The organism is Clostridium formicaceticum (assembly GCF_001854185.1).
Lineage (GTDB): Bacteria > Bacillota > Clostridia > Peptostreptococcales > Natronincolaceae > Andreesenella > Andreesenella formicacetica.
Genome location: NZ_CP017603.1, coordinates 285093 through 304057, shown reverse-complemented (window position 1 = coordinate 304057; position 18965 = coordinate 285093). Strand labels below are relative to the sequence as shown.

Sequence of the window (18965 nt, the reverse complement as noted above, 5' to 3'; positions counted from 1 at the left end):
TAATCAAGTAGAAGATACTATTTGTTATCAAAGAAATAAAAAAACGTATCATCGACTGATACGTTTTTCCCTTTTCAGTTTTTCCAGAACTGAATTAGAATATTGGAGCTGTGCAGCTTCGGTTTTCAAATTTTGATACTCTAAGTATAGTATAGATCGTTCTACTTTTAATTCTTCAATAGATGCCTTAATAGAAGTGGGGTGGGGAACTTTCCCATCTTTTTTATGCTTATTAATAATCCTTTTTGCTCTATCATATTCCATAAATTCAGCATAATGCTTACGCTTATATTCGGCCTTATTTTTAATCTGTTTTAAACCATTTATTAGACCAAAACAATCTCTATATATTTGCTGTGCCTCTAATAATTTTGAGAGATTAGATATGCTGGTATCAATTTTTTCTATATCCGTACCAAGCTGATTCATACGAGCCTTGCAATCAGAAAATTTAGCAATTATGATATCTTTGGATAACTGCTTTTTATGTAAGTTTTGTGCTATTTCTGCTAGTATATTTATGTTTTGCTGCGTAGCCCAATATCTTAAACCTATATTTTCTTTTCCCTGGAATTTAGCTTGGGATTTATCAATTAAAAAGTTAAATCGAACGGGCCTTTCCAATTCAAATTCGGGGTGTTCAATCCGGTATTTAATGCTTTCTTCGGTGTAATCAATTCCCAGTGATTTGGCTCGTGCATATTTTTCCTGCCCCTCCTGCTTAAAAGCAATATACTTGCCATATTTTACAGAGCAATTTCGCTCCATTAACTCCAAAAAATCTTTCCAAGTATCACTGTTTTGAATAGCATTGTCAATGATTTTCTCAAGTTTTGCTTTATAAGAACGGTCATGTTTTCTGGCATAATATTCTCTTTGAGAAATGCCTTTTTGCCTGGGATTTTCAATGACAGATAAGCCGTATTCTCTACATAAATTATCGCTGACATTTCGCAAATCCTTTACAATATGCTTTGTCCTAGAATCAAAGGATTTAAGGGTAGTGAAGTTGGTTGCATTAAACACGATATGATTGTGGATATGATCTTTATCTATATGGGTAGTAACGATATATTGATGTTCATTCTGTAAGTATCTTTCTGCTAACTTAATGCCAATTTCATGGGCCTGATCAGGGGTTACTTCCCATGGCTTGAAACTTTGAAAAATCATATAGTTTTCCACTTTCCAATCCCTGCTTTTTTTCTGCCTTCTTAGGGAATTGACAATTTCAAAATCTCTGTTAACAAAAGCTGAATGACATTCATGGGTCGTAATATATTTCCCAAAATCAGTTTTATCGTACTTTGTACAATAGGTGACGCATGCTGGAAGAAAGTTAATTTTTTGTATTTTGGTGATTGCCATCTATCAGCCCTCATTTCTTTTATCCAGCTTATAGATTCCCTGGACTTTATCATCTTCCTTATTAGCAATTTGTATGATTTTTTTCATATAATTTTGGAGTAATTCGATATCAATTTTATCCAGGTTTCCCTCATAATGATACTTTCTAACCAGTTGATTAATATTGACACCAATCTTACTAATTTCATTTTTTAAAGCGTTCAATCCTTCCGTATGAACATTGATTAGGTGGGTATCGATTGCTCTTTTTCTTAAATATTTACTCCTATCCTTGAATCCAGTTTCCTTCATTCTCTGATTAATTAAGTAGTTTTCTTCTTCAGAGACCCAGAAGGTTAATTGAATATTTCTTTTTCTATTTGCCATTTTTTCACCCTCTTTTAATTATGCGTTTAAGCATTCGATAAATTGAAAATTTAGACAAGGTATAGAGGGGTATTGGGGGTACTCCCTAACAAGTCAAAATTGAAAATTAGGCGAAAGCTTAAATTTTAATTTTGGGGATTGTGTGTACACAATCCCGATGCTTGCCATTTTTGAGAGGGATTTTTCTTTGCTTTTTAAGGGTAGAACAAGTTACAAGAACATTATACCAAATATTATCATTTCTTCAACTACAAATTCAATTAAATATTTTATATCAAAATTAGAAAAGTTTGCCAAAATTCTCCTTTGCTATAGGGATATTTAGTGAAAGGGTAGGGGGGTGAGCTTTTGTACTTAGGACAAGATGACAGAGTAACGGTAGAACATCAGTTTGATAGACTTTGTAAGAAAGTTATGTTAGGAGAAGCTAGAAGCTGCAAAAAAGAAAGGGCGAAAAGGTCTCAAAAAGAAATTTCTATAAATGAAGTCAAGGAAATAGCAACATATGATGAATACGAAATAGAAAACACGTTTCAATGGGGGGATGAAGTATTTACTTTTAAAAATGATTTTCTTTACGAGGCTGTTCGTCTGCTGGAAAAGGACAAAAGAAATATTATTCTCTTATCATATTTTCTAGAAATGACTGATGAAGAAATAGCAAGGACATTAAAAGCAATCAGAAGGACTATAAACTATAAGAGGAACAGAGCTTTAAAAGAATTAAAAAAACGATTGGAGGATTGGAATGAGTATTAATACTGTATCTAAAACTATATCATATGAGACTATAGTTAAGGCCACCCAGGGTGATACACATTCAATTGACCAAATTATAGGTTTTTACACACCATATATGCAAGCATTGGCTACTGTTGAATATGTTGGAGACAATGGAAAGATATATTTTGCAGTGGATGAAGAAATGCTGGGGAGAATGAGGGCTAAACTTATGAAAAGGGTAATGAAGTTTAAGCCTGTACCCTATCAGAGAAAAGAAAAGGAAAGATGCCGATGTTAAGAGAGATTTATCTAAGGGATTCTGATGATAAGTTAATTCGCTATTCAGTTCAAATACTCTGGAGCAACCAACTCTTGAAACAAGGTAAGCTGGCTAGATCGGAGTATGAAAAGATTACTAAAAAATTGAAAAAAGACTATATTGAAAATGGAAAAAAATGTTGAAATATTTTATAAAATCGTCTATAATTTAATTATAAGTGCTTGATAGGAATATATAAAACTGTGAGAGGGGTGTGGTTATTGACTGCAACGGTTCAAGTAATTAAGGCTAATAAAACTTTTGTAAACAGAAAATTAGGGCAGACATTAGAGCAAATAAGGGTTGCACCGTATTGCAGAGTGTCCACTGATTCCGAGGATCAGGCCAAATCTTATAAAAGCCAGATTAAATATTATAGCGATTTGGTGAAAGAAAAAAAAGAATGGGTTTTAGTAGATATTTATGCCGATGAAGCAATAACTGGGACACGTGATGACAAACGGTCTGATTTCCTTAGAATGATAGAAGATTGCAAAAAGGGCCTTATTGATATGATTATTACAAAGTCAATTGCTCGTTTTGCCAGAAATACTGTAGATACTCTACGATACGTACGTATGCTAAAGGAGATGGGAATAGCTGTTTACTTTGAAGAAGAAAATATCAATACATTAACCATGGATGGAGAACTGCTCCTTACTATTTTGGCTTCCGTAGCTCAACAGGCGGTTGAAAATACATCTGCCGATGTGAAGAAGGGTTTGAAAATGAAGATGAAGCGTGGAGAACTGGTGGGCTTTAATAGCTGCCTTGGTTACGATTATGATAAAGAAGCACAAACAATTTCCATTAATGAGACTGAAGCCATAGCTGTTCGATACATATATGGAAGATATTTGGAGGGAGCTGGAGCTTTTACTATCGCAAGAGAATTGAACGACTTAAAGTATAAAACGAAAAATGGCTCTACTAAATGGCATGATTCTAGTGTTAGAAAAATTTTAAAAAATGAGAAGTATAAAGGTGATCTTCTTCAAGGAAAAACATTTACGATTGACCCTATTACAAAACGCAGATTAGAGAATTTTGGTGAAGAAGATAAGTTCTATTGTGAAGATCATCATCAGGCAATTATCAGTAGAGAGGATTGGGATGAAGTTCAGAGAATCATGCAAGTACGGGGAGAAGCTAGAAAAACTATAAAAGGTACTGTTAGACAAAAACTAAGTCGGCAGTATGCTTTCAGTAGCAAATTAGAATGTGCTTTTTGCGGCACAAACTTTTCTCGAAGAAGCTGGAACGCAAACACCCCACATCAAAAAACAACCTGGCAATGTGTTACTAGCACCAAAAAGGGGAAAAAATATTGTGAACATTCTAAAGGAATACCTGAAACAGTTGTTGAGGGGGCGTTCATGAAATCCTTTGCGTTGCTAGTGCGTGATAAGAGTAAAATACTTGATGAATTTTTAGAAAGAGTTGAGCAATCTTTCAATGACAATAGTTCTGAAAAGAAAGTAAAACAGATCGAGAAAAGGATAGATGTACTTAAAAAGAAGATATCAAAACTAACTGATCTGTACCTTGAAGAAGCAATAGAAAAAAAAGAATACCAAACGAAGTACACAGAGTTAAATAAGGAGTTAGATGAATTAGTCGAAACATATGAGGATTTGAATTCCAGAATGGTTGATGAAATTCAAATGAAAAAACGTATACGTAAACTGAAAAATATGCTTGAAGCAGATGAAATTGTTACCGAATTTGATCGGCAAGTTTTTGAAAATCTTATTGAAAAAGTTGTTGTAGGGGAGATCGACGAGAATGGTTCAATTAACCCTTATAAGCTTACTTTTATCTACCGAACAGGACTTAAAGATAAAATTAACCCTCCATATGATGGAAGTAAAAAAAGGAAGAAGAAATCGTCTGATGTTGTATGTTCCGATCAAGCGAACGACGTAAAAACTATATGTTCCGATCAAGGACACGACACATGTGGAAACTGTCGCTAAACTTTCTAGGATTTAGAAGGGTTTTAGAGTACAAATAACTTAAAATATGCCACCTTGCCACCCATTTGCCACCGCTTTTTCTAAATGGGTGGCAAATCATTTAATGATGCTTTCAAAACGATCTACACTATCCTGTTTTAGTTTGTTGGTAATATGGGAATAGGTATCCATGGTGGTGGCAAGTTTACTATGGCCCAATCGTTCCTGGATCTCCTTAATATTTGCTCCAGCCTCCAGTAACATAGTGGCATGGGTATGGCGAAGGGAATGGAAGTTAAATGGAATCATCAGCTCATAGTTCACTACCCGGCTTAAATACTTCAAGCTGTCGGGAGAAACCAATTCTCCATTTTCCTTAGTACATACAAAGTGACTTTTAATATAATGCTTACCATACTCCAACTTATTTTCCATTTGGGCTTTGCGGTGCTTTTTTAGAATGTTGACCAGGGTATCCCCAATAAAAATTTCACGATTAGAGGATAGGGTTTTAGGGGTGCCAAATACCCATTCCCTGTCTTTTTTTATGACGATTTTCTCCACCTTAATGGACCTTTTCTCAAGATTCACACAATCCCAGGTGAGACCACAAACCTCAGTGGCCCTCATGCCAGTATGAAAGGCAATCTGTAGGGGGATATAAAAACTACTGCCCTCTGGAAAACGATCAATTATCCTTTTAAAATCCTCCAAGGCAATCACCTTTAGATCCTCCTTGTCTTTTTTTGTATTATCATACTTAGGCATAGAGACGTATTGCATAGGATTTTCCTTCATAAATTGATAGGGATATACCGCCATTTTCAAAGCCCCTGAGAGAACCCCATAAAAACCTGCCAAGGTATTCTTCGTAAATCCGTCTCGATACTTTTTATTTAAAAATTCTTGTAATACAGCAGGAGATAAGGACTTGACCTTATAGACCCCTAATGTAGGCTTGATATGATTTTCAATGATGTTTCTGTAGCCCTGTTGGGTGTTGTATTTGCAGTTAATCAATACATACTCCTTGTACCAATAATCAAAGTAATCAGCCACTGAAAGCTGACTTTCAGTAATGACAGCACCAGCCTTCTCAAATTCATTGAGGGCTTGTCGTAGGGCCTCCTGAGCCTCCTTCTTTGTATTTCCACCCTTTCTTTCAATCTTCTTTCTTTTGCCACCTACTTTTCCCGCTTCAAAGAAATAATACCAGCTGTCACCTCTTTTTCTTACACCACCTTGCATTCTAATCACCTACCTTATATTTTTCCTTACCATTTTAATACCTACCAAAGTTTGTACACCACCTCCTCTATGGATTCAGGCCATAACCCTCCTCCATCTCCCTAATAATTTCAAGACATTCCATTGGAAGCTCCAATGTGCTGGCAATTTGCTCTATAGTAAAGCCCTCTAGGGCAATACTGTCTAGTTTGACGTCTAGAAGTCTTACGGCAAAATAGCTGGCCTGTTTTTCCAGCTTGTCCAAATTTGTTAATGAATGAAAAGTATTACTGACCAAATGGGTATGTAGGAGGGCATGACCTAGCTCATGGGCTAAAATAAATCTCTCGTATTCCAGAGATAATCCCCCTCGAAGAAAGACCACTTCCCTATCTAAATAATTTCTGTTATAAAGTGCATCGTGACCTTGTAATAAAATGCTGTCCTCTTCTAAGTAGACAATAGAAATCTCTAGAGCTTCATAAAGCTCATAGACATCCTTGGTAGCATAAAGATCTAGTAATCCTGTTACAACCTCATCTATCCACATCATACGCTCACCCCTAAAAACTACTTCTTGTACTTGTAGGATAAAAGCTCTAGTTGTCTTAATAACTCATTGGCAAACTCTACAATCTCTTCATCCCCCAGCTTATTTACATCAAATCCTCCAAAACCCATAATAGCCGGCTGCTTTAAGATAAATTCCATCGCCTTTTGGGGGGTGGTAAATTCTATTGGTAAAGCAGGGGCTTCATCCTGATCAGTTTCTTCCTTGAAAAAAGTATCTACTGAAACCCCAAGGGCCTTAGCAATCTTTTGTAGGGTTTCTGTCGTTGGGTTGCTTTTATCATTTTCCACTTCACTGATGGTGGATTTAGACAAACCCGTAAGGTCCCGAATATCCATGATGGAATATCTCTTCTCTTTTCTCATTTTTCGAATACGTTCTCCTATTGTCAAATTAACACCTCCCTATGTACGATATAACCTACTTTTATTATACCAAATAGTTCGATAAAATGAAATATTAAATGCAAAAAAATAAGGAAAATTTAGAAAATTAGAGAAAAGTTCGTTTTAATCGTAAATAATGTTCGATTAATAAGGAATTTAATGGTTTATAATTTGTTCGATAAATTGGTAAATTATATATAGGAGGTGAGGGAATGAAAAACAAAATAAAAGAAGTGCTGAGAAAAAGAGGCATCAAGGTATCCTATGTTCTTTCAGTAACAGGTTTTTCTAAGTCTTATTTTTACGATGTGATGAAGGGAAAGACGGTACCCAGCCTGATGAATGCTAGGAAAATAGCAGAGGTCATAGAGGTTCCTTTAGACGAACTTTTTCCGGTAGAAAAACTCTCTAAGCAGGAATAAGGGCTTAATTTTATCAGCATTACATAGGGCAGTAGGTAAAGAAACACAAGAAGGGAGGGGATGGAATGCACCATGGAGATTATCTATACACCGTAGAGGAGGTGGCACAAATTTTAAAGGTCAATAAAAATGCCGTCTATGATTTGATCAATGCCAAAGTCCTAAGGGCCTTAAAGCTGGGGCGGTTGAAGATTACTAGATTTGAGGTTTTAAGATTCTTAAAGGAATATACGGGAAAGGATTTATCTAATCTCAATGAAATTAAGGAATTAAACCATTAAACCATAAAGGATAAAGGAATGGAGGATTTTATGAAAAGTAAATTGGCTGCTATTTTGTGGCCCAATAGTAAAGAAGTAGGTGTTAAAGAGGCAATAGCCCCCATGCCCATTAAGGTAAAGGCCTTCCAACACCAAGTCCAGGGCTACAACATGGCCCTAAGGACCATGGGGGTGATGGAAGGATGACAGCCCCAAAGGAAGGTTTTGCACTGCTCTTTGAAATGGGCTGCGGTTGAGTAAAACCTTAACGGCAATGGCCATCATGGGACAGATTTATCTAGTGGGGAAGGCAAAGAGGGCATTGATTGTGGCCCCCACCTCCGTAGTTTCCGTATGGCCCAAGGAGCTGAAGGAATATGCCGCCTTTCCCTATGCAGTAAAGGTATTGGAGGGTAGCAGCAAAAACCGTATCCAGCAGCTACAAAGCCTTCAAGGGAAGGAGGGTCTACAAATAGCCATCATCAACTACGAGGGCACCTGGCGAATCCTAGAGGAGCTCCTTCAGTGGCAGCCGGAAATCATCATCGCCGATGACTCCCAGAGAATCAAAACCCCCACCACCAAGCAATCCAAGGCCCTTCATAAACTGGGGGATGGTGGGAGGTATAAGCTGATTCTCTCCGGCACGCCGGTACAAAATGCTCCCTTGGACCTTTGGAGCCAGTATCGCTTTTTGGATAAAAGCATCTTTGGTAGCAGCTACTATGCCTTCAAAGGACGACATGCCATTATGGGAGGCTATGGAAAATATCAGGTGGTGGGCTATCGCCACATGGAGGAACTCATAAGAAAAGCCCATACCATAGCCCTTCGGGTGACAAAGGAGGAGGCACTGGATCTTCCCGAAACCATCGATGAAATCAGATATTGCCAGCTGGAGCCAAAGGCGGCTAACCTCTATAAAAGGCTGGTAAAGGATAGCTATGTACAGTTGGAAAAGGGAGAGATCACCGCCCAGAATGTCTTAACAAGACTCTTAAGGCTCAGCCAGCTGACGGGAGGCTATATCCACACAGATGAGGGGATAACCAATGAGATATCCACCGCTAAGCTGGAGGTTTTACAAGAAATTGTGGAGGATTTGATGGATGAAGGAAAAAAGCTGGTGATCTTTGCCTGATTTCTAGCAGAGATTAAAGCCATAGAAAAAATGCTACAGAAGATGAAACTTCAGTACAGCTGCATTACTGGAGCAGTAAAAAATCGAGGAGAGGAGGTAAGACGGTTTCAAGAGGAGGAGACCTGCAAAGTCTTCATCGCCCAAATCCAAACCGCCGGCCTAGGAATTACCCTCCATGCCGCCGATACCGCCGTCTTCTACAGCCTAGACTTTAACTACGCCAATTACGCCCAGGCCAAGGCAAGGATCCATCGAATCGGTCAGAAAAATACCTGTACCTATATCCATCTGATGGCACCTAAGACGGTGGATGAAAAGATCATGGCAGCCCTAGAAAAAAAGGAGAATATCGCTAAGGAAGTGGTGGACAATTGGAGGGAGTATTTTGAGGAAAAGGATTAAAGAAGCCCAGGGGTACTGGAGGAAGCTGGGTAAAATTTTCAGCTACCCTAAGTAGCCTATCGGGAGGTAGTTATCCTATAGATCAAGCCATATATAGAGGATTTAGCCAAGCTACTGGAGACGGAAGGGGAAAGTCTCCAACATTCTCCAGTTAAAGCTAAATATCGGAAGGCATTGGCAGAGGCTACCCCACCTATACTAATCCTTAGAGGCAGGGGTCTTATACCCAAGGAGTAAAACCATGATAAAAGAAAGAGGGGATGAATTTAATGAAGGAAATTTTTACTTTAGCAGACAGTCTAAAGGAGTTAAAGGAATGGAAAAAACAACTGGATCAGGAGAGAAAGGAGGTCAATGGGAAAATTGAAGCCCTAGAGGAAAGTCTGTCCCAAGCCATGATTCAAGAGGAGCTGGAAAATTTCAATCGAGGAGGAATGATGTATTACTTAAACACCAAGCTCTATGCCAATGCTATACCACAAAGAAAAGAAGCCCTTTTTACAGCTCTAAAGAAGGAGGGCTATGGAGACTTGGTTTATGAGACGGTGAATGCTAATAGTCTAGCCGCATTTATCAAGGAACAGGTGGAGGAAAATGATGAAAAGCTGCCTTCATGGCTGGAGGGCTTGGTGAATACCTATGAAAAAATCTCGGTAGGCATGAGGAAGGGAAAATAGAGGGGGAATTGTAGATGAAGATAGGAAGGTTAATAGAAATTTTAAAGGCCTATGACAAAGAATATAAACTCTATGATTCAGAGAATCCAGAGTTTTATCTCAGTAGCCTTGAATATCAGGAAGAAGAGGACAGATTTTATATGTATTTTCAAGAAGAGGAGGAGAAATAGGATGTCAGAAAACAAAGGGGATAAAAAAGCTATAGAAAAGACAGGATTTCAGCTACCTATAGCACAGGAGGAAATCAAAGAAGCCATGTTACAGGAGATGGAGGGATTGGAGCTTTCCTTTGATAGGGCTAAGATTCCCTCCGGTGGAGGCTTGGCCTTTGAGGTGCCGGGGGAGGAAGCTGATAGACCACAGTTATTGCAGGAGCTAGTGGGGGTAATGGTAGACCACCACCCGGTGAATGGCTACTGGCAGGAGAAATACACTGGAGGAAGCAATCCACCGGATTGCAGCAGTATGGATGGGAAAAAAGGAGAAGGCAGTCCTGGTGGGGATTGCAAAACCTGTCCCCTCAATGAGTTCGGCAGTGATGAGGATAGAAAGGGTAAGGCCTGTAAAAATATGCACAGAATTTATCTCCTAAAAAGTGGAGAAATGCTGCCCCTATTGCTAACCCTACCCCCCACCAGCCTTAAGAACTTTAGTAACTACATGGCCAAGAGAATCATCACCAAGGGCCACAGATCCTATAGCGTGGTGACCAAAATCACCTTAAAAAGAACCCAAAGCAGTAGCGGTATCCCCTACAGTCAGGCACAGTTTACTGTGGCGGAGGTGCTAGAAAAGGACATAGCCCAGCAACTGGCAGAATTTGCAGAGGAAATCAAGAGGATTACAAGGGAGGTAGAGGTGATGGAGGACTACATGCCAGAAACAGAAGAAGCTGGGGAGCTTCCCTTTTAAAGGCGGGGATCCTCCTACAGAAAAAGTAATAGGGAGGCAAGGTAAAGAGATGAATTTAGAGGGAAGAATAGATTATTTGAAATTTTATCAAAAGCATATCCAAAAGGGAAAAATCAGCGGTGAAAATCTGGTGGGGCTATGCCCCTTCCATGAGGATACCAAGCCCAGCTTCGGCGCCAATATCAAAACCGGTGTGTACAATTGCCTAGCCTGTGGAGAAAAGGGGAATGCCATTACCTTCTTAGCAAAGCTCTATAGGATAGATAACAAAGAGGCCTACCGGTTGTTACTTCAGGAAGAAGGTCTTTATGAGGAAAATCATCAGGGAAGAAAAGATGCGAATAACCATAGAAATAGGTTTATCAATACAACGGATAACAAAGAGAGCAATCATTCCACTAGAAAACCTAGCGACAGTGAGGGTTCAAAGCATAACAACCAAAAGAACAACATTCAGGACACCAAGACACCAGAGTACATGACTACAAAAGCTACTACCAAGAAGGAAGTACCAAAATATATAGTTGAGGACTATTGCAAGGAAAAAAGACTCCCAGAGGACTTCATAAGATCCTTAGGCATAAGAGATGGAAAAACAGGTATCACCATCCCCTATAAAGACGAGGCAGGCAAGATCCTATCCAATCGTCAGAGATACCACAGAGACAGTCCTACACGATTTTCTTGGGCTAGGGGTAGTAAAATAAATCTCTATGGTCTATGGCAGATAGAAAAGATCAAAAGTATAGGCAGGGTCATTCTAGTAGAGGGAGAAAGCGACTGTCATACCCTATGGCATCATGGGATAGAGGAGATCTTAGGAGTACCGGGAGCCACCACCTTTCATGGGGATTGGGTGGAGATGTTAGAAGGGCTAGATGTTTATATTCATCATGAAGGGGATATGGGGGGAGACACCTTTTTCAACAAGATTTCCAAAACCCTAAAGGAAAGAAATTTTAAAGCAAGGATCTATAAAATCCAATGTAGTTCCTTAGGAGTAAAGGACCCCTCCGACCTCCATATCAAAGACCCCAACACATTTAAGGAAAACTGGCAAAGGGTGATGGCTGAGGCAGAGGAAATTTTTCTTATTAACCTACAGGAGGAAGAAGAGAACCTGATTCCCAATGCTCCAGTAAAACTAAGACAACCTACTGGATGGCGAATAACAGAAGGTGGAGTTGAAATGATTAACGCTAAAACCCGCCTACCCTATCTAGTTTGTAGAACCCCCATCTTAATTTCTAGAAGAATTAAGGCCCTAGGGATGGAGGAGGAAAAGGTGGAGATTGCCTTCTTTAGAGATAAAAAGTGGCACTTTGTCAGGGAACAGAGAAGCACTATTTTTCAAGCCAGAACCATCATCAAGCTGGCGGATGTGGGTGTCACCGTCACCTCGGAAAATGCCAAGTTTCTAGTAAGATTTCTTGAGAACCTAGAGGCGGAAAATTTTGACATCATCGAAACCCTCCAGTCGGTGAATCAATTGGGTTGGCATGGAGAGAATTTTTTGCCGGGAAGAGAAGGAGAACTTGTGCTGGATATGGAGCATGGTGAAAGGAGATGGGTGGAGGCCTACAGCAAAAGGGGGGAATTAAAAGATTGGATAAAAATGATGAAACCCTTAAGACAAAACACCATCTTTCGATTTATCCTAGCCAGTAGCTTTGCAGCACCACTTTTAAAATTACTGAATCATAGAATCTTTTTTGTCCATAACTGGGGGGATTCAAGAGGTGGTAAAACAGCAGCCCTCAAGGCTGCCTTAAGTGTATGGGGGAATCCTGAGGAACTAATGACCAGCTTTAACGCCACCAATGTAGGCTTAGAGAGACTAGCAAGCTTTTTCAATGATTTGCCCCTAGGCATTGATGAAAGACAAGTGGCTGGAGGAAAACAGGAGTACATAGAAACCTTAGTCTATATGCTTTCCATGGGCTATAGCAAAGTGAGGGGTACCAAAACAGGAGGCCTTGAAAATCAAAAGTCATGGCGAAGTATCGTTTTAACAACAGGAGAAGAACCACTAACCACCATGGGCTCCCAAACAGGTGTGCATACCAGAGCCTTAGAAATCCATGGCAGTCCCTTTGAAAGGGAAGAAGAAGCTAGAAGTATGCATAACTTTATCACCATGAACTATGGTGTGACAGGGCCCTTCTTTATAGAAAAACTGATGGAGGATATGAAACCCCATGAATTACAGGATAGGCATAAGGAAATACAGGAAACACTGATGGGCATCAATGAAAACCATAAAAAGATAGGAAGTCATGTATCCTCTGTAGCTGTGGTGATCTTAGCGGATGAATTGATGAATAAATGGTTATTCCTTGAGAAAGAAAACATCTCTATAGCAATGGGGAATGAAATTTTATCTAATCTTGAAGATATGATGCATACGGATATAGTGGAGAGGGCCTATGAATTTATCCAAGGCTGGTTGATTTCAAATATAGAACAATTTAGAGGCAATCCTAGAAGGGAAAGCTACGGAGTGATGGAGGATAATAGGTTTTACGTCTTCCCACAAATCCTTCAAGAAGCTCTAGATAAGCAGGGCTATTCCTATAAAAAGATCATCCAGGGCTTGGGAGATCGAGGCTATATTGATATAACCTATGAAAAGAGTGGCAAGAAACGTCAAACCGTGGTAAAGAAAATAGAGGGGAAGGCCTGTAGAATGGTAAGTTTTGACTTATCTGGAATAGAGGATTTAGAGGAAACGCCCCCTTTTAAGGCAGTAACCCTGTAATGTTAAAGTAGTAACCTTAGGGGCAACGAAACAATATAGCATTTGCAAGGGCTAATCTATCCCATTACCACTATTACCATAGTTACCCTAATATATAGTATATATATAGCTGTAAAGTCCATTTACAACCAACATAACAATCATAATAGATATATATTTTCAAAAACAAGGGTAACGGGTAATCAGAAAAAGAAGCTAGTAATTTCAAAGGGTCTAAGGGTAAAAGGTTGCCCTGCTATGGGGGTATCCCAGTAGAACTGGAGGAGAAAATGGATAAAAAAGAAAAACTTCAGCAGCTATTGAAACGAAAAGAAAGGGCTGATGTCCTTCCCTCGCAAGTAAAGTTAAAGTGGAAGGATGAAATTATTAAGCTAGAAAAGGAGATACATCGCTTAAAGCAGGAGCTGGAAAAAGGGCAGAAAACACAAGGAATACAAGGGATAACAGAGGAAGAATCCATCCTCCTAAGCCTATTGGCCTTAGACAAAACAGCTATACAGTATCTCTATGAAAAATTTATTGATGACAACAGTAGCATCATAGAGGAGTTTATAGAGGGGATGATCACCGCCATCTATGATTATTTCCATACCAAGAATAAGGAGGAGCTAATCAAGGCAAAGGCCTTCAATGATGTTCTCCTAGAGACCGTTTATAAGAACTGCAAAGGTAAGGAAGTTGAGGAATACAAGCAAATGGGTTTTGTAGAAGTAAAGGAGCCTACTCCTTGGGGGTAGAGAAAAGCAAAGGGGGAAAACCATGTATCCATTAATAGAGAATTATTTAGCCCTATATTTATCCATCACCAAAAGATACAGCACAGATAAGGCCCTAAGAGCCATGGGAATCATTCGTAACTATCACAAAGCCCTAAAAGAGGCTGGGGGAGGCATAGAGGATAGAAATGAGAAAAGCCATAGAGGAAGAAAAGGGGGTCATTGATGAAGGAAAAGGCAATTCAACACAAGATCATTGAATATTTAAGAGGACTGTCAGGGGTATGGTTTTTCAAAACCCATGGAGGGATCTATCAAGCAGCAGGAATCCCTGATATTATTCTTTGCTATAAGGGAAAGTTCATAGGCTTAGAAATCAAAAGACCAAAAGGAAAACCCACCAAGCTACAGGAGAAGGTACTAAGGGATATTGCTAAAGCAGGAGGCACAGGGGCCATAGTCTATGGCATAGAGGACGTAAAAAGGGTGATGAAGGAAGTCACCACAGAGGGGTGATGGGATGGAGGATTTGATCTACAACTACATAGCCCTCCTAGAGGCCATCCTTTCACCAGAGGAAATGCTGCCGGACTTGATTCTTCATAAGTATGGACTATTAGAGCTAACAGGAAAACAGCGGAGGGAGCTGGAGGCCATGGAGATGAAAAGGCTTCATCAGAAGAAATGGACCTATAGGGAGATTGGAAAGAGGTTTGGGTTGACGGATAGTGGGGTTTATCGGAGGGTGAGGCGGTTTGGGGGATGAGAGACTTTAAGATTATTATTATGTTTTGCACAAGAGAATAGGATGAAAAAATAAAGAGATAAGTCTTCTAGATAGAAGGCTTATTTTGTGATATTAATTTTACGTTGCACCATTAATTAGTTAGGTTTTATTAGATATTGAAAAAATTAATAAGGTATGGAGATTAGATTTGTCACAAGTGTATTTATAAAAATTAGTTAAGAGCTATATCAATTTAATAAGATAAGTAGGTAAACGAGAAGGACTTAACAGAATCACGTAGAATAATATAGTCAATAGATTACTATTTATGGTGGTGAAATAATGGGGAGATATAAATTTAGTAGCGAAACAGTATTATCAACTGAAGGCGGTATGGGAATAACTTGGAAGGGATTTGACGATCATTTAAAAAGAGATGTTGTTATAAAAACTATTAAAAAAGAAAGATTAGATGAACAGAAATTTTCACTTGAAGAACTAAATAATCAGTTAATTGATGAGGCTAAAAATCAAGCTAAAATTACGCACCAAAACATTGCTAAAGTGTATGATTACTATAAAAATGAAAGTGATGGACTAGTATATCTTGTATTTGAATATATAGACGGATTGGGATTAAATAAATATCCTGAATTGATACAATGTAATACGAACAACTTAAATGAGGTGCTAGATATATTTGAGCAGATAATAAATGGAATAATCTGTGCACATAAAAATAATATTATACATAGAGATATTAAATTAGATAATATTTTATACAATAAAGAATCTAAGCATATAAAAATAATTGATTTTGGGATATCTAAAATTAAAGAGGCTGATGTACGTGCTTATACATTAAATATGTATGGAAATACTCCTTATTTTGCACCTGAGCGATTTCCAGCAGGATTCTTACCTAAGCCACTAGATAATTTACATATTGATATTGAAGAAAAATTTGATATTTATGCATTAGGGGTTCTATTTTTTACTATGTTAACAGGAGAATTTCCTTATAGAAAATTAGAAGACTATAGCTTAGCAACACCAAGAGTGGCTGACTTCAGAGATGATATAAATGAAGAGTTAGATGAGGCTATTTGCGGAATGATACAAGTTAACCCCAAAGCTAGAGTTAGTAATTTGTCCTTTATTTTAGATATAATAAAGAATCATAAAAAAATTCAATTTATAAAGATGAGTAGTATTCCAACATTTAATGCTAGAAATAAAGTCAGGGACCCTTTACATGGATACATTGAATTAACAGATGATGAGATGTTAATTATAAATCATAAAGTTTTCCAGAGATTAAGAAACATTAAGCAACTTGGTACTACATACTTAGTATACCCTGGCGCAACACATGGAAGATTTACACACTCATTAGGTGTATTATACTTATCGACCAAGATATTTGATATTATAATGGGAAAAAATAGCTCAATTATTACTTGGGATTATAATGAGATAAAAAAGCAAAGACAAATGCTACGAATTGCTTCATTATTACATGATATAGGACATTCTCCTTTTTCTCATGTAGGAGATAATTTGTTTTCTCCTGTAATAAAAAATCATGAAGAAATGTCAGCTAATTTAATAATAAATACCGATCTTTCGGAGATTATAGACATGATTGGTAGAAAAAATGGAGGTTTTACTTATAGAGAAATTGCAGGATTAATCAAGGGTAGAATCCCATCAAATTATTTGCTAATAAAAAGGGTCTTCTCAGGGGACATTATTGATGCAGACAGGATGGATTATCTCTTAAGAGATTCCCTGATGTTGGGTGTTAAGTATGGAAAATACGACTTAGATCATCTCATAAACTCTCTAAATATAATCATTGATAATAATATACCTATTTTATCGATTGAAGAGAAGGGTATATATGCATTGGAAGAATTTATCTTAGCTCGTCATTTTATGTTTACACAAGTATATTTGCATAAGACAAGAAGAATATATGATAAAATTTTAGAACGCAGCATGCAATGCATGTTGCCATCTAACCACTTGCCTATTAGGGAAGAAGAATTTTTGCAATGGGATGATAATAGAGTGTTAGAATATATAAAAAATAATCCTAACTCCTATAATGATATGTTCTTAAATAGAGGTCATCTAAAACTAGTTTTCGAGAGATTTCCCTATATTAAAGAGGAAGAAAAATTAATAATTTCAGAGATTGAAGAACTAATTAATAATAGGAGATATTTAGATACAGAGGTAATAGTAGATAGGTATACACAAAATGCAATAAAATTCGAAGATGAAATGGGGAACCCTTCCATTGGAATTTTAGATAAAAATAAAAACATTCATCATGTGGACAAATATTCTTCGATATTATCTAAAATTAACGATTCTTTAGACGTTTTCAGAATATACGCGAATGAGGAAAAAAGAGATGAAATAATTAAGGTTATAGAGGAGGCGTATTCAAAATGTTTGAGACCTTAGTAGCATATGTGATGGATCATTGCGATACTATTAAAGGGAAAAAAGCTTTTCAAAAAATATTTTATTTTTTAACGGAACAAGACATTCCTACGGGATTATCGTATTCTCTGTATCATTATGGACCCTATTCATCAGATTTAGATTATAAAACAGAACTAGTTGAGCAAAGTGGAGCAATTTCAATTAATAAAGTCGGCCAGAGGTATAATTTAACTAAAGGTGACAAAGTAGACTTTTTACTTAAAAATGATCTTATTGCACCTTATAAGGATAAAATAGATTATATTTTAGATATTCTTCCTTTAGACAATCCTTTGCAATTAGAATTACTCTCTACAACTCATTATGCAGCAATGGTGCAGAAAGAAATATATAATAATGTTAATCCTGATTCAGTTATTCAAGAAGTTAAAAATATTAAAAAAACTAAGTTTAAAGAAAAAGAAATATATGAAGCCTATAATTATTTGAAACAACACCGTCTACTTGAATAAAAAATAATACAACAAAACTATCATACCATAGAAGAATATATAAAAACCTATTCAACAATGAACAGGTTTTTATATATTAGCAAGCAAAAACGATAGAAACCATGTGAAAAGAGCAACATAGAATTTTACTAAAAGAATAAGATCTATAAGTATCACTTTTAAAAAGACTGCAAGGTTTGCAATCTATGGACCTAGGTAATAGCATTCCAGGACCCTAGAGGTGCAAGGGAAGTGGTTTTCTTCTCTTGCTTATAGAATCTATCAACTAACAATATATCTGGAAGCAGTCTTCCCACCTTAGAGGTTGACCTAAGAGAGGGGAAGTCTGCGGTAGAAGATAAAACAATGGGTACTAGACTCCAGAGAACATCTTTCAAAAGACCTAAAAGCATCACTAATACAAGACCTCATAAACATACACCAGCAAAAGACCCCAAAGTCCCACCCCGATATCCCCCAACTATTTGCTAAATGTCGATTTCAGGAAAGCGGAGCGGTAGTTGCTGACCTACAAAGACTAACCTTACAGGAGCAACTATTTCTGAAATTATGTGCATTTAGGGAAAATGGAATAGGGATAGGATGACCCAAAGGATAGACTATAGGGGATCCTATCTTTATGGAATGGTAGTTGGGGGATAGGACCCTAGAGGATTACTTTCGCTGGTACAGTCTGCCGATACTTTCTTTGGTGCTGCTTGAGAGGCAGTCTGTACCAGTAAGGACTCCAAAGCATGACCTAGTGACTGGAATAATCTTTTTTATCCCTATAAGACTTACTTGCACAGAAAAAGTTTATGGAGGGAACGGCAAATTTTGACCTCAGAGGGCAATCTTTTAAAGGATCATGCTGCAATAAACCAACTAAGGAGATCCTTTAAAAGTTTGCATACCCTAGCTATATTCTCCAAAGACCAGCCCAGCGACCGGAACAGTCTGCAGCTCTCAGGGAGATAACTAAATAAATGTAAGAAGAAACAGTGGCTTTTATGGACGTATGGTAATAACAAGTCACTGTTATTTTTATGCTTAAATACAATATTTGAAGAAACTCTAGCTGCAGTCT

The 18965-nt window shown here is 37.7% G+C and carries 23 protein-coding genes; 18 read left to right on the top strand and 5 right to left on the bottom strand.

Features of this window, described 5'->3' with window-relative positions:
- Window positions 1-48: 48 nt before the first annotated feature.
- Together BJL90_RS01380 and BJL90_RS01375 are read right to left on the bottom strand one after the other, a co-directional pair.
- A complete protein-coding gene (locus tag BJL90_RS01380) occupies window positions 49-1368 on the bottom strand; it encodes a relaxase/mobilization nuclease domain-containing protein (RefSeq protein ID WP_070963627.1) in 1320 nt (439 codons plus the stop codon).
- Window positions 1369-1371: 3 nt separating this feature from the next.
- Entirely contained in the window at window positions 1372-1734 is a 363-nt protein-coding gene (locus BJL90_RS01375) for a plasmid mobilization protein (RefSeq protein ID WP_070963625.1), read from the bottom strand.
- Between the two features lie 348 nt (window positions 1735-2082).
- On the opposite strand from BJL90_RS01375, the gene BJL90_RS01370 reads away from it, so the two are divergent.
- The 3 genes from BJL90_RS01370 (at window position 2083) to BJL90_RS01360 (ending at window position 4752) form a co-directional block, all read left to right on the top strand.
- Window positions 2083-2493 (top strand): RNA polymerase sigma factor, encoded by a 411-nt coding sequence (locus tag BJL90_RS01370; protein WP_070963623.1) that lies wholly within the window; start codon window positions 2083-2085, stop codon window positions 2491-2493.
- Window positions 2483-2755 carry a helix-turn-helix domain-containing protein gene (locus tag BJL90_RS01365; RefSeq protein ID WP_070963622.1) on the top strand — a complete coding sequence of 91 codons (273 nt, stop codon included), beginning with the start codon at window positions 2483-2485 and terminating at the stop codon, window positions 2753-2755. Before BJL90_RS01370 ends, BJL90_RS01365 begins: the two co-directional genes overlap by 11 nt.
- Window positions 2756-2997: 242 nt before the next feature.
- The gene (locus BJL90_RS01360; RefSeq protein WP_070963620.1) at window positions 2998-4752 is read left to right on the top strand and encodes a recombinase family protein; all 1755 of its coding nucleotides are present in this window, start codon (window positions 2998-3000) and stop codon (window positions 4750-4752) included.
- Window positions 4753-4848: 96 nt separating this feature from the next.
- On the opposite strand, the gene BJL90_RS01355 is transcribed toward BJL90_RS01360, so the two are convergent.
- The 3 genes from BJL90_RS01355 to BJL90_RS01345 form a co-directional block, all read right to left on the bottom strand.
- The gene (locus BJL90_RS01355) at window positions 4849-5979 is read right to left on the bottom strand and encodes a site-specific integrase (protein WP_070963618.1); all 1131 of its coding nucleotides are present in this window, start codon (window positions 5977-5979) and stop codon (window positions 4849-4851) included.
- A gap of 67 nt (window positions 5980-6046) precedes the next feature.
- Entirely contained in the window at window positions 6047-6511 is a 465-nt protein-coding gene (locus BJL90_RS01350) for an ImmA/IrrE family metallo-endopeptidase (RefSeq protein WP_070963617.1), read from the bottom strand.
- Window positions 6512-6528: 17 nt separating this feature from the next.
- Complete coding sequence (locus BJL90_RS01345) at window positions 6529-6921, bottom strand: helix-turn-helix domain-containing protein (RefSeq protein ID WP_081562170.1); 393 nt, start codon at window positions 6919-6921, stop codon at window positions 6529-6531.
- Between the two features lie 206 nt (window positions 6922-7127).
- Between BJL90_RS01345 and BJL90_RS01340 the strand changes: the two genes are divergently transcribed.
- From BJL90_RS01340 to BJL90_RS01285, 15 genes are all read left to right on the top strand, one after another.
- On the top strand, window positions 7128-7337 hold the full coding sequence (locus BJL90_RS01340) for a helix-turn-helix transcriptional regulator (protein WP_070963615.1): 210 nt from the start codon (window positions 7128-7130) through the stop codon (window positions 7335-7337).
- A 65-nt stretch (window positions 7338-7402) separates the two neighbouring features.
- Window positions 7403-7618 (top strand): helix-turn-helix domain-containing protein, encoded by a 216-nt coding sequence (locus BJL90_RS01335; protein ID WP_070963613.1) that lies wholly within the window; start codon window positions 7403-7405, stop codon window positions 7616-7618.
- Between the two features lie 30 nt (window positions 7619-7648).
- Window positions 7649-7804, top strand: a complete 156-nt coding sequence (locus BJL90_RS21755) for a hypothetical protein (protein ID WP_156778684.1) — start codon at window positions 7649-7651, stop codon at window positions 7802-7804.
- A gap of 46 nt (window positions 7805-7850) precedes the next feature.
- A complete protein-coding gene (locus BJL90_RS01330) occupies window positions 7851-8738 on the top strand; it encodes a DEAD/DEAH box helicase (RefSeq protein ID WP_236905000.1) in 888 nt (295 codons plus the stop codon).
- A 12-nt stretch (window positions 8739-8750) separates the two neighbouring features.
- The gene (locus BJL90_RS22670; RefSeq protein ID WP_472235446.1) at window positions 8751-9140 is read left to right on the top strand and encodes a helicase-related protein; all 390 of its coding nucleotides are present in this window, start codon (window positions 8751-8753) and stop codon (window positions 9138-9140) included.
- Window positions 9141-9409: 269 nt separating this feature from the next.
- Entirely contained in the window at window positions 9410-9817 is a 408-nt protein-coding gene (locus BJL90_RS01325) for a gp33 family protein (RefSeq protein WP_070963611.1), read from the top strand.
- A 14-nt stretch (window positions 9818-9831) separates the two neighbouring features.
- Window positions 9832-9987, top strand: coding sequence for a hypothetical protein (locus tag BJL90_RS21750; RefSeq protein WP_156778683.1), 156 nt, complete (start codon window positions 9832-9834; stop codon window positions 9985-9987).
- Between the two features lies 1 nt (window position 9988).
- Window positions 9989-10729 carry a hypothetical protein gene (locus BJL90_RS01320; protein WP_070963610.1) on the top strand — a complete coding sequence of 247 codons (741 nt, stop codon included), beginning with the start codon at window positions 9989-9991 and terminating at the stop codon, window positions 10727-10729.
- Window positions 10730-10778: 49 nt separating this feature from the next.
- Window positions 10779-13487 carry a DUF927 domain-containing protein gene (locus BJL90_RS01315; RefSeq protein WP_070963608.1) on the top strand — a complete coding sequence of 903 codons (2709 nt, stop codon included), beginning with the start codon at window positions 10779-10781 and terminating at the stop codon, window positions 13485-13487.
- Window positions 13488-13756: 269 nt separating this feature from the next.
- A complete protein-coding gene (locus BJL90_RS01310; RefSeq protein WP_070963606.1) occupies window positions 13757-14224 on the top strand; it encodes a hypothetical protein in 468 nt (155 codons plus the stop codon).
- Between the two features lie 22 nt (window positions 14225-14246).
- A complete protein-coding gene (locus BJL90_RS01305) occupies window positions 14247-14429 on the top strand; it encodes a hypothetical protein (RefSeq protein WP_070963604.1) in 183 nt (60 codons plus the stop codon).
- Window positions 14429-14719 (top strand): VRR-NUC domain-containing protein, encoded by a 291-nt coding sequence (locus BJL90_RS01300; protein ID WP_070963603.1) that lies wholly within the window; start codon window positions 14429-14431, stop codon window positions 14717-14719. The genes BJL90_RS01305 and BJL90_RS01300 overlap by 1 nt, the downstream gene beginning before the upstream one ends.
- Window positions 14720-14723: 4 nt before the next feature.
- Entirely contained in the window at window positions 14724-14969 is a 246-nt protein-coding gene (locus BJL90_RS01295) for a helix-turn-helix domain-containing protein (RefSeq protein WP_070963601.1), read from the top strand.
- Between the two features lie 303 nt (window positions 14970-15272).
- Entirely contained in the window at window positions 15273-17405 is a 2133-nt protein-coding gene (locus tag BJL90_RS21325; RefSeq protein ID WP_081562169.1) for a protein kinase domain-containing protein, read from the top strand.
- The gene (locus BJL90_RS01285) at window positions 17390-17899 is read left to right on the top strand and encodes a hypothetical protein (RefSeq protein WP_070963599.1); all 510 of its coding nucleotides are present in this window, start codon (window positions 17390-17392) and stop codon (window positions 17897-17899) included. The genes BJL90_RS21325 and BJL90_RS01285 overlap by 16 nt, the downstream gene beginning before the upstream one ends.
- The last annotated feature ends 1066 nt before the right edge of the window (window positions 17900-18965 follow it).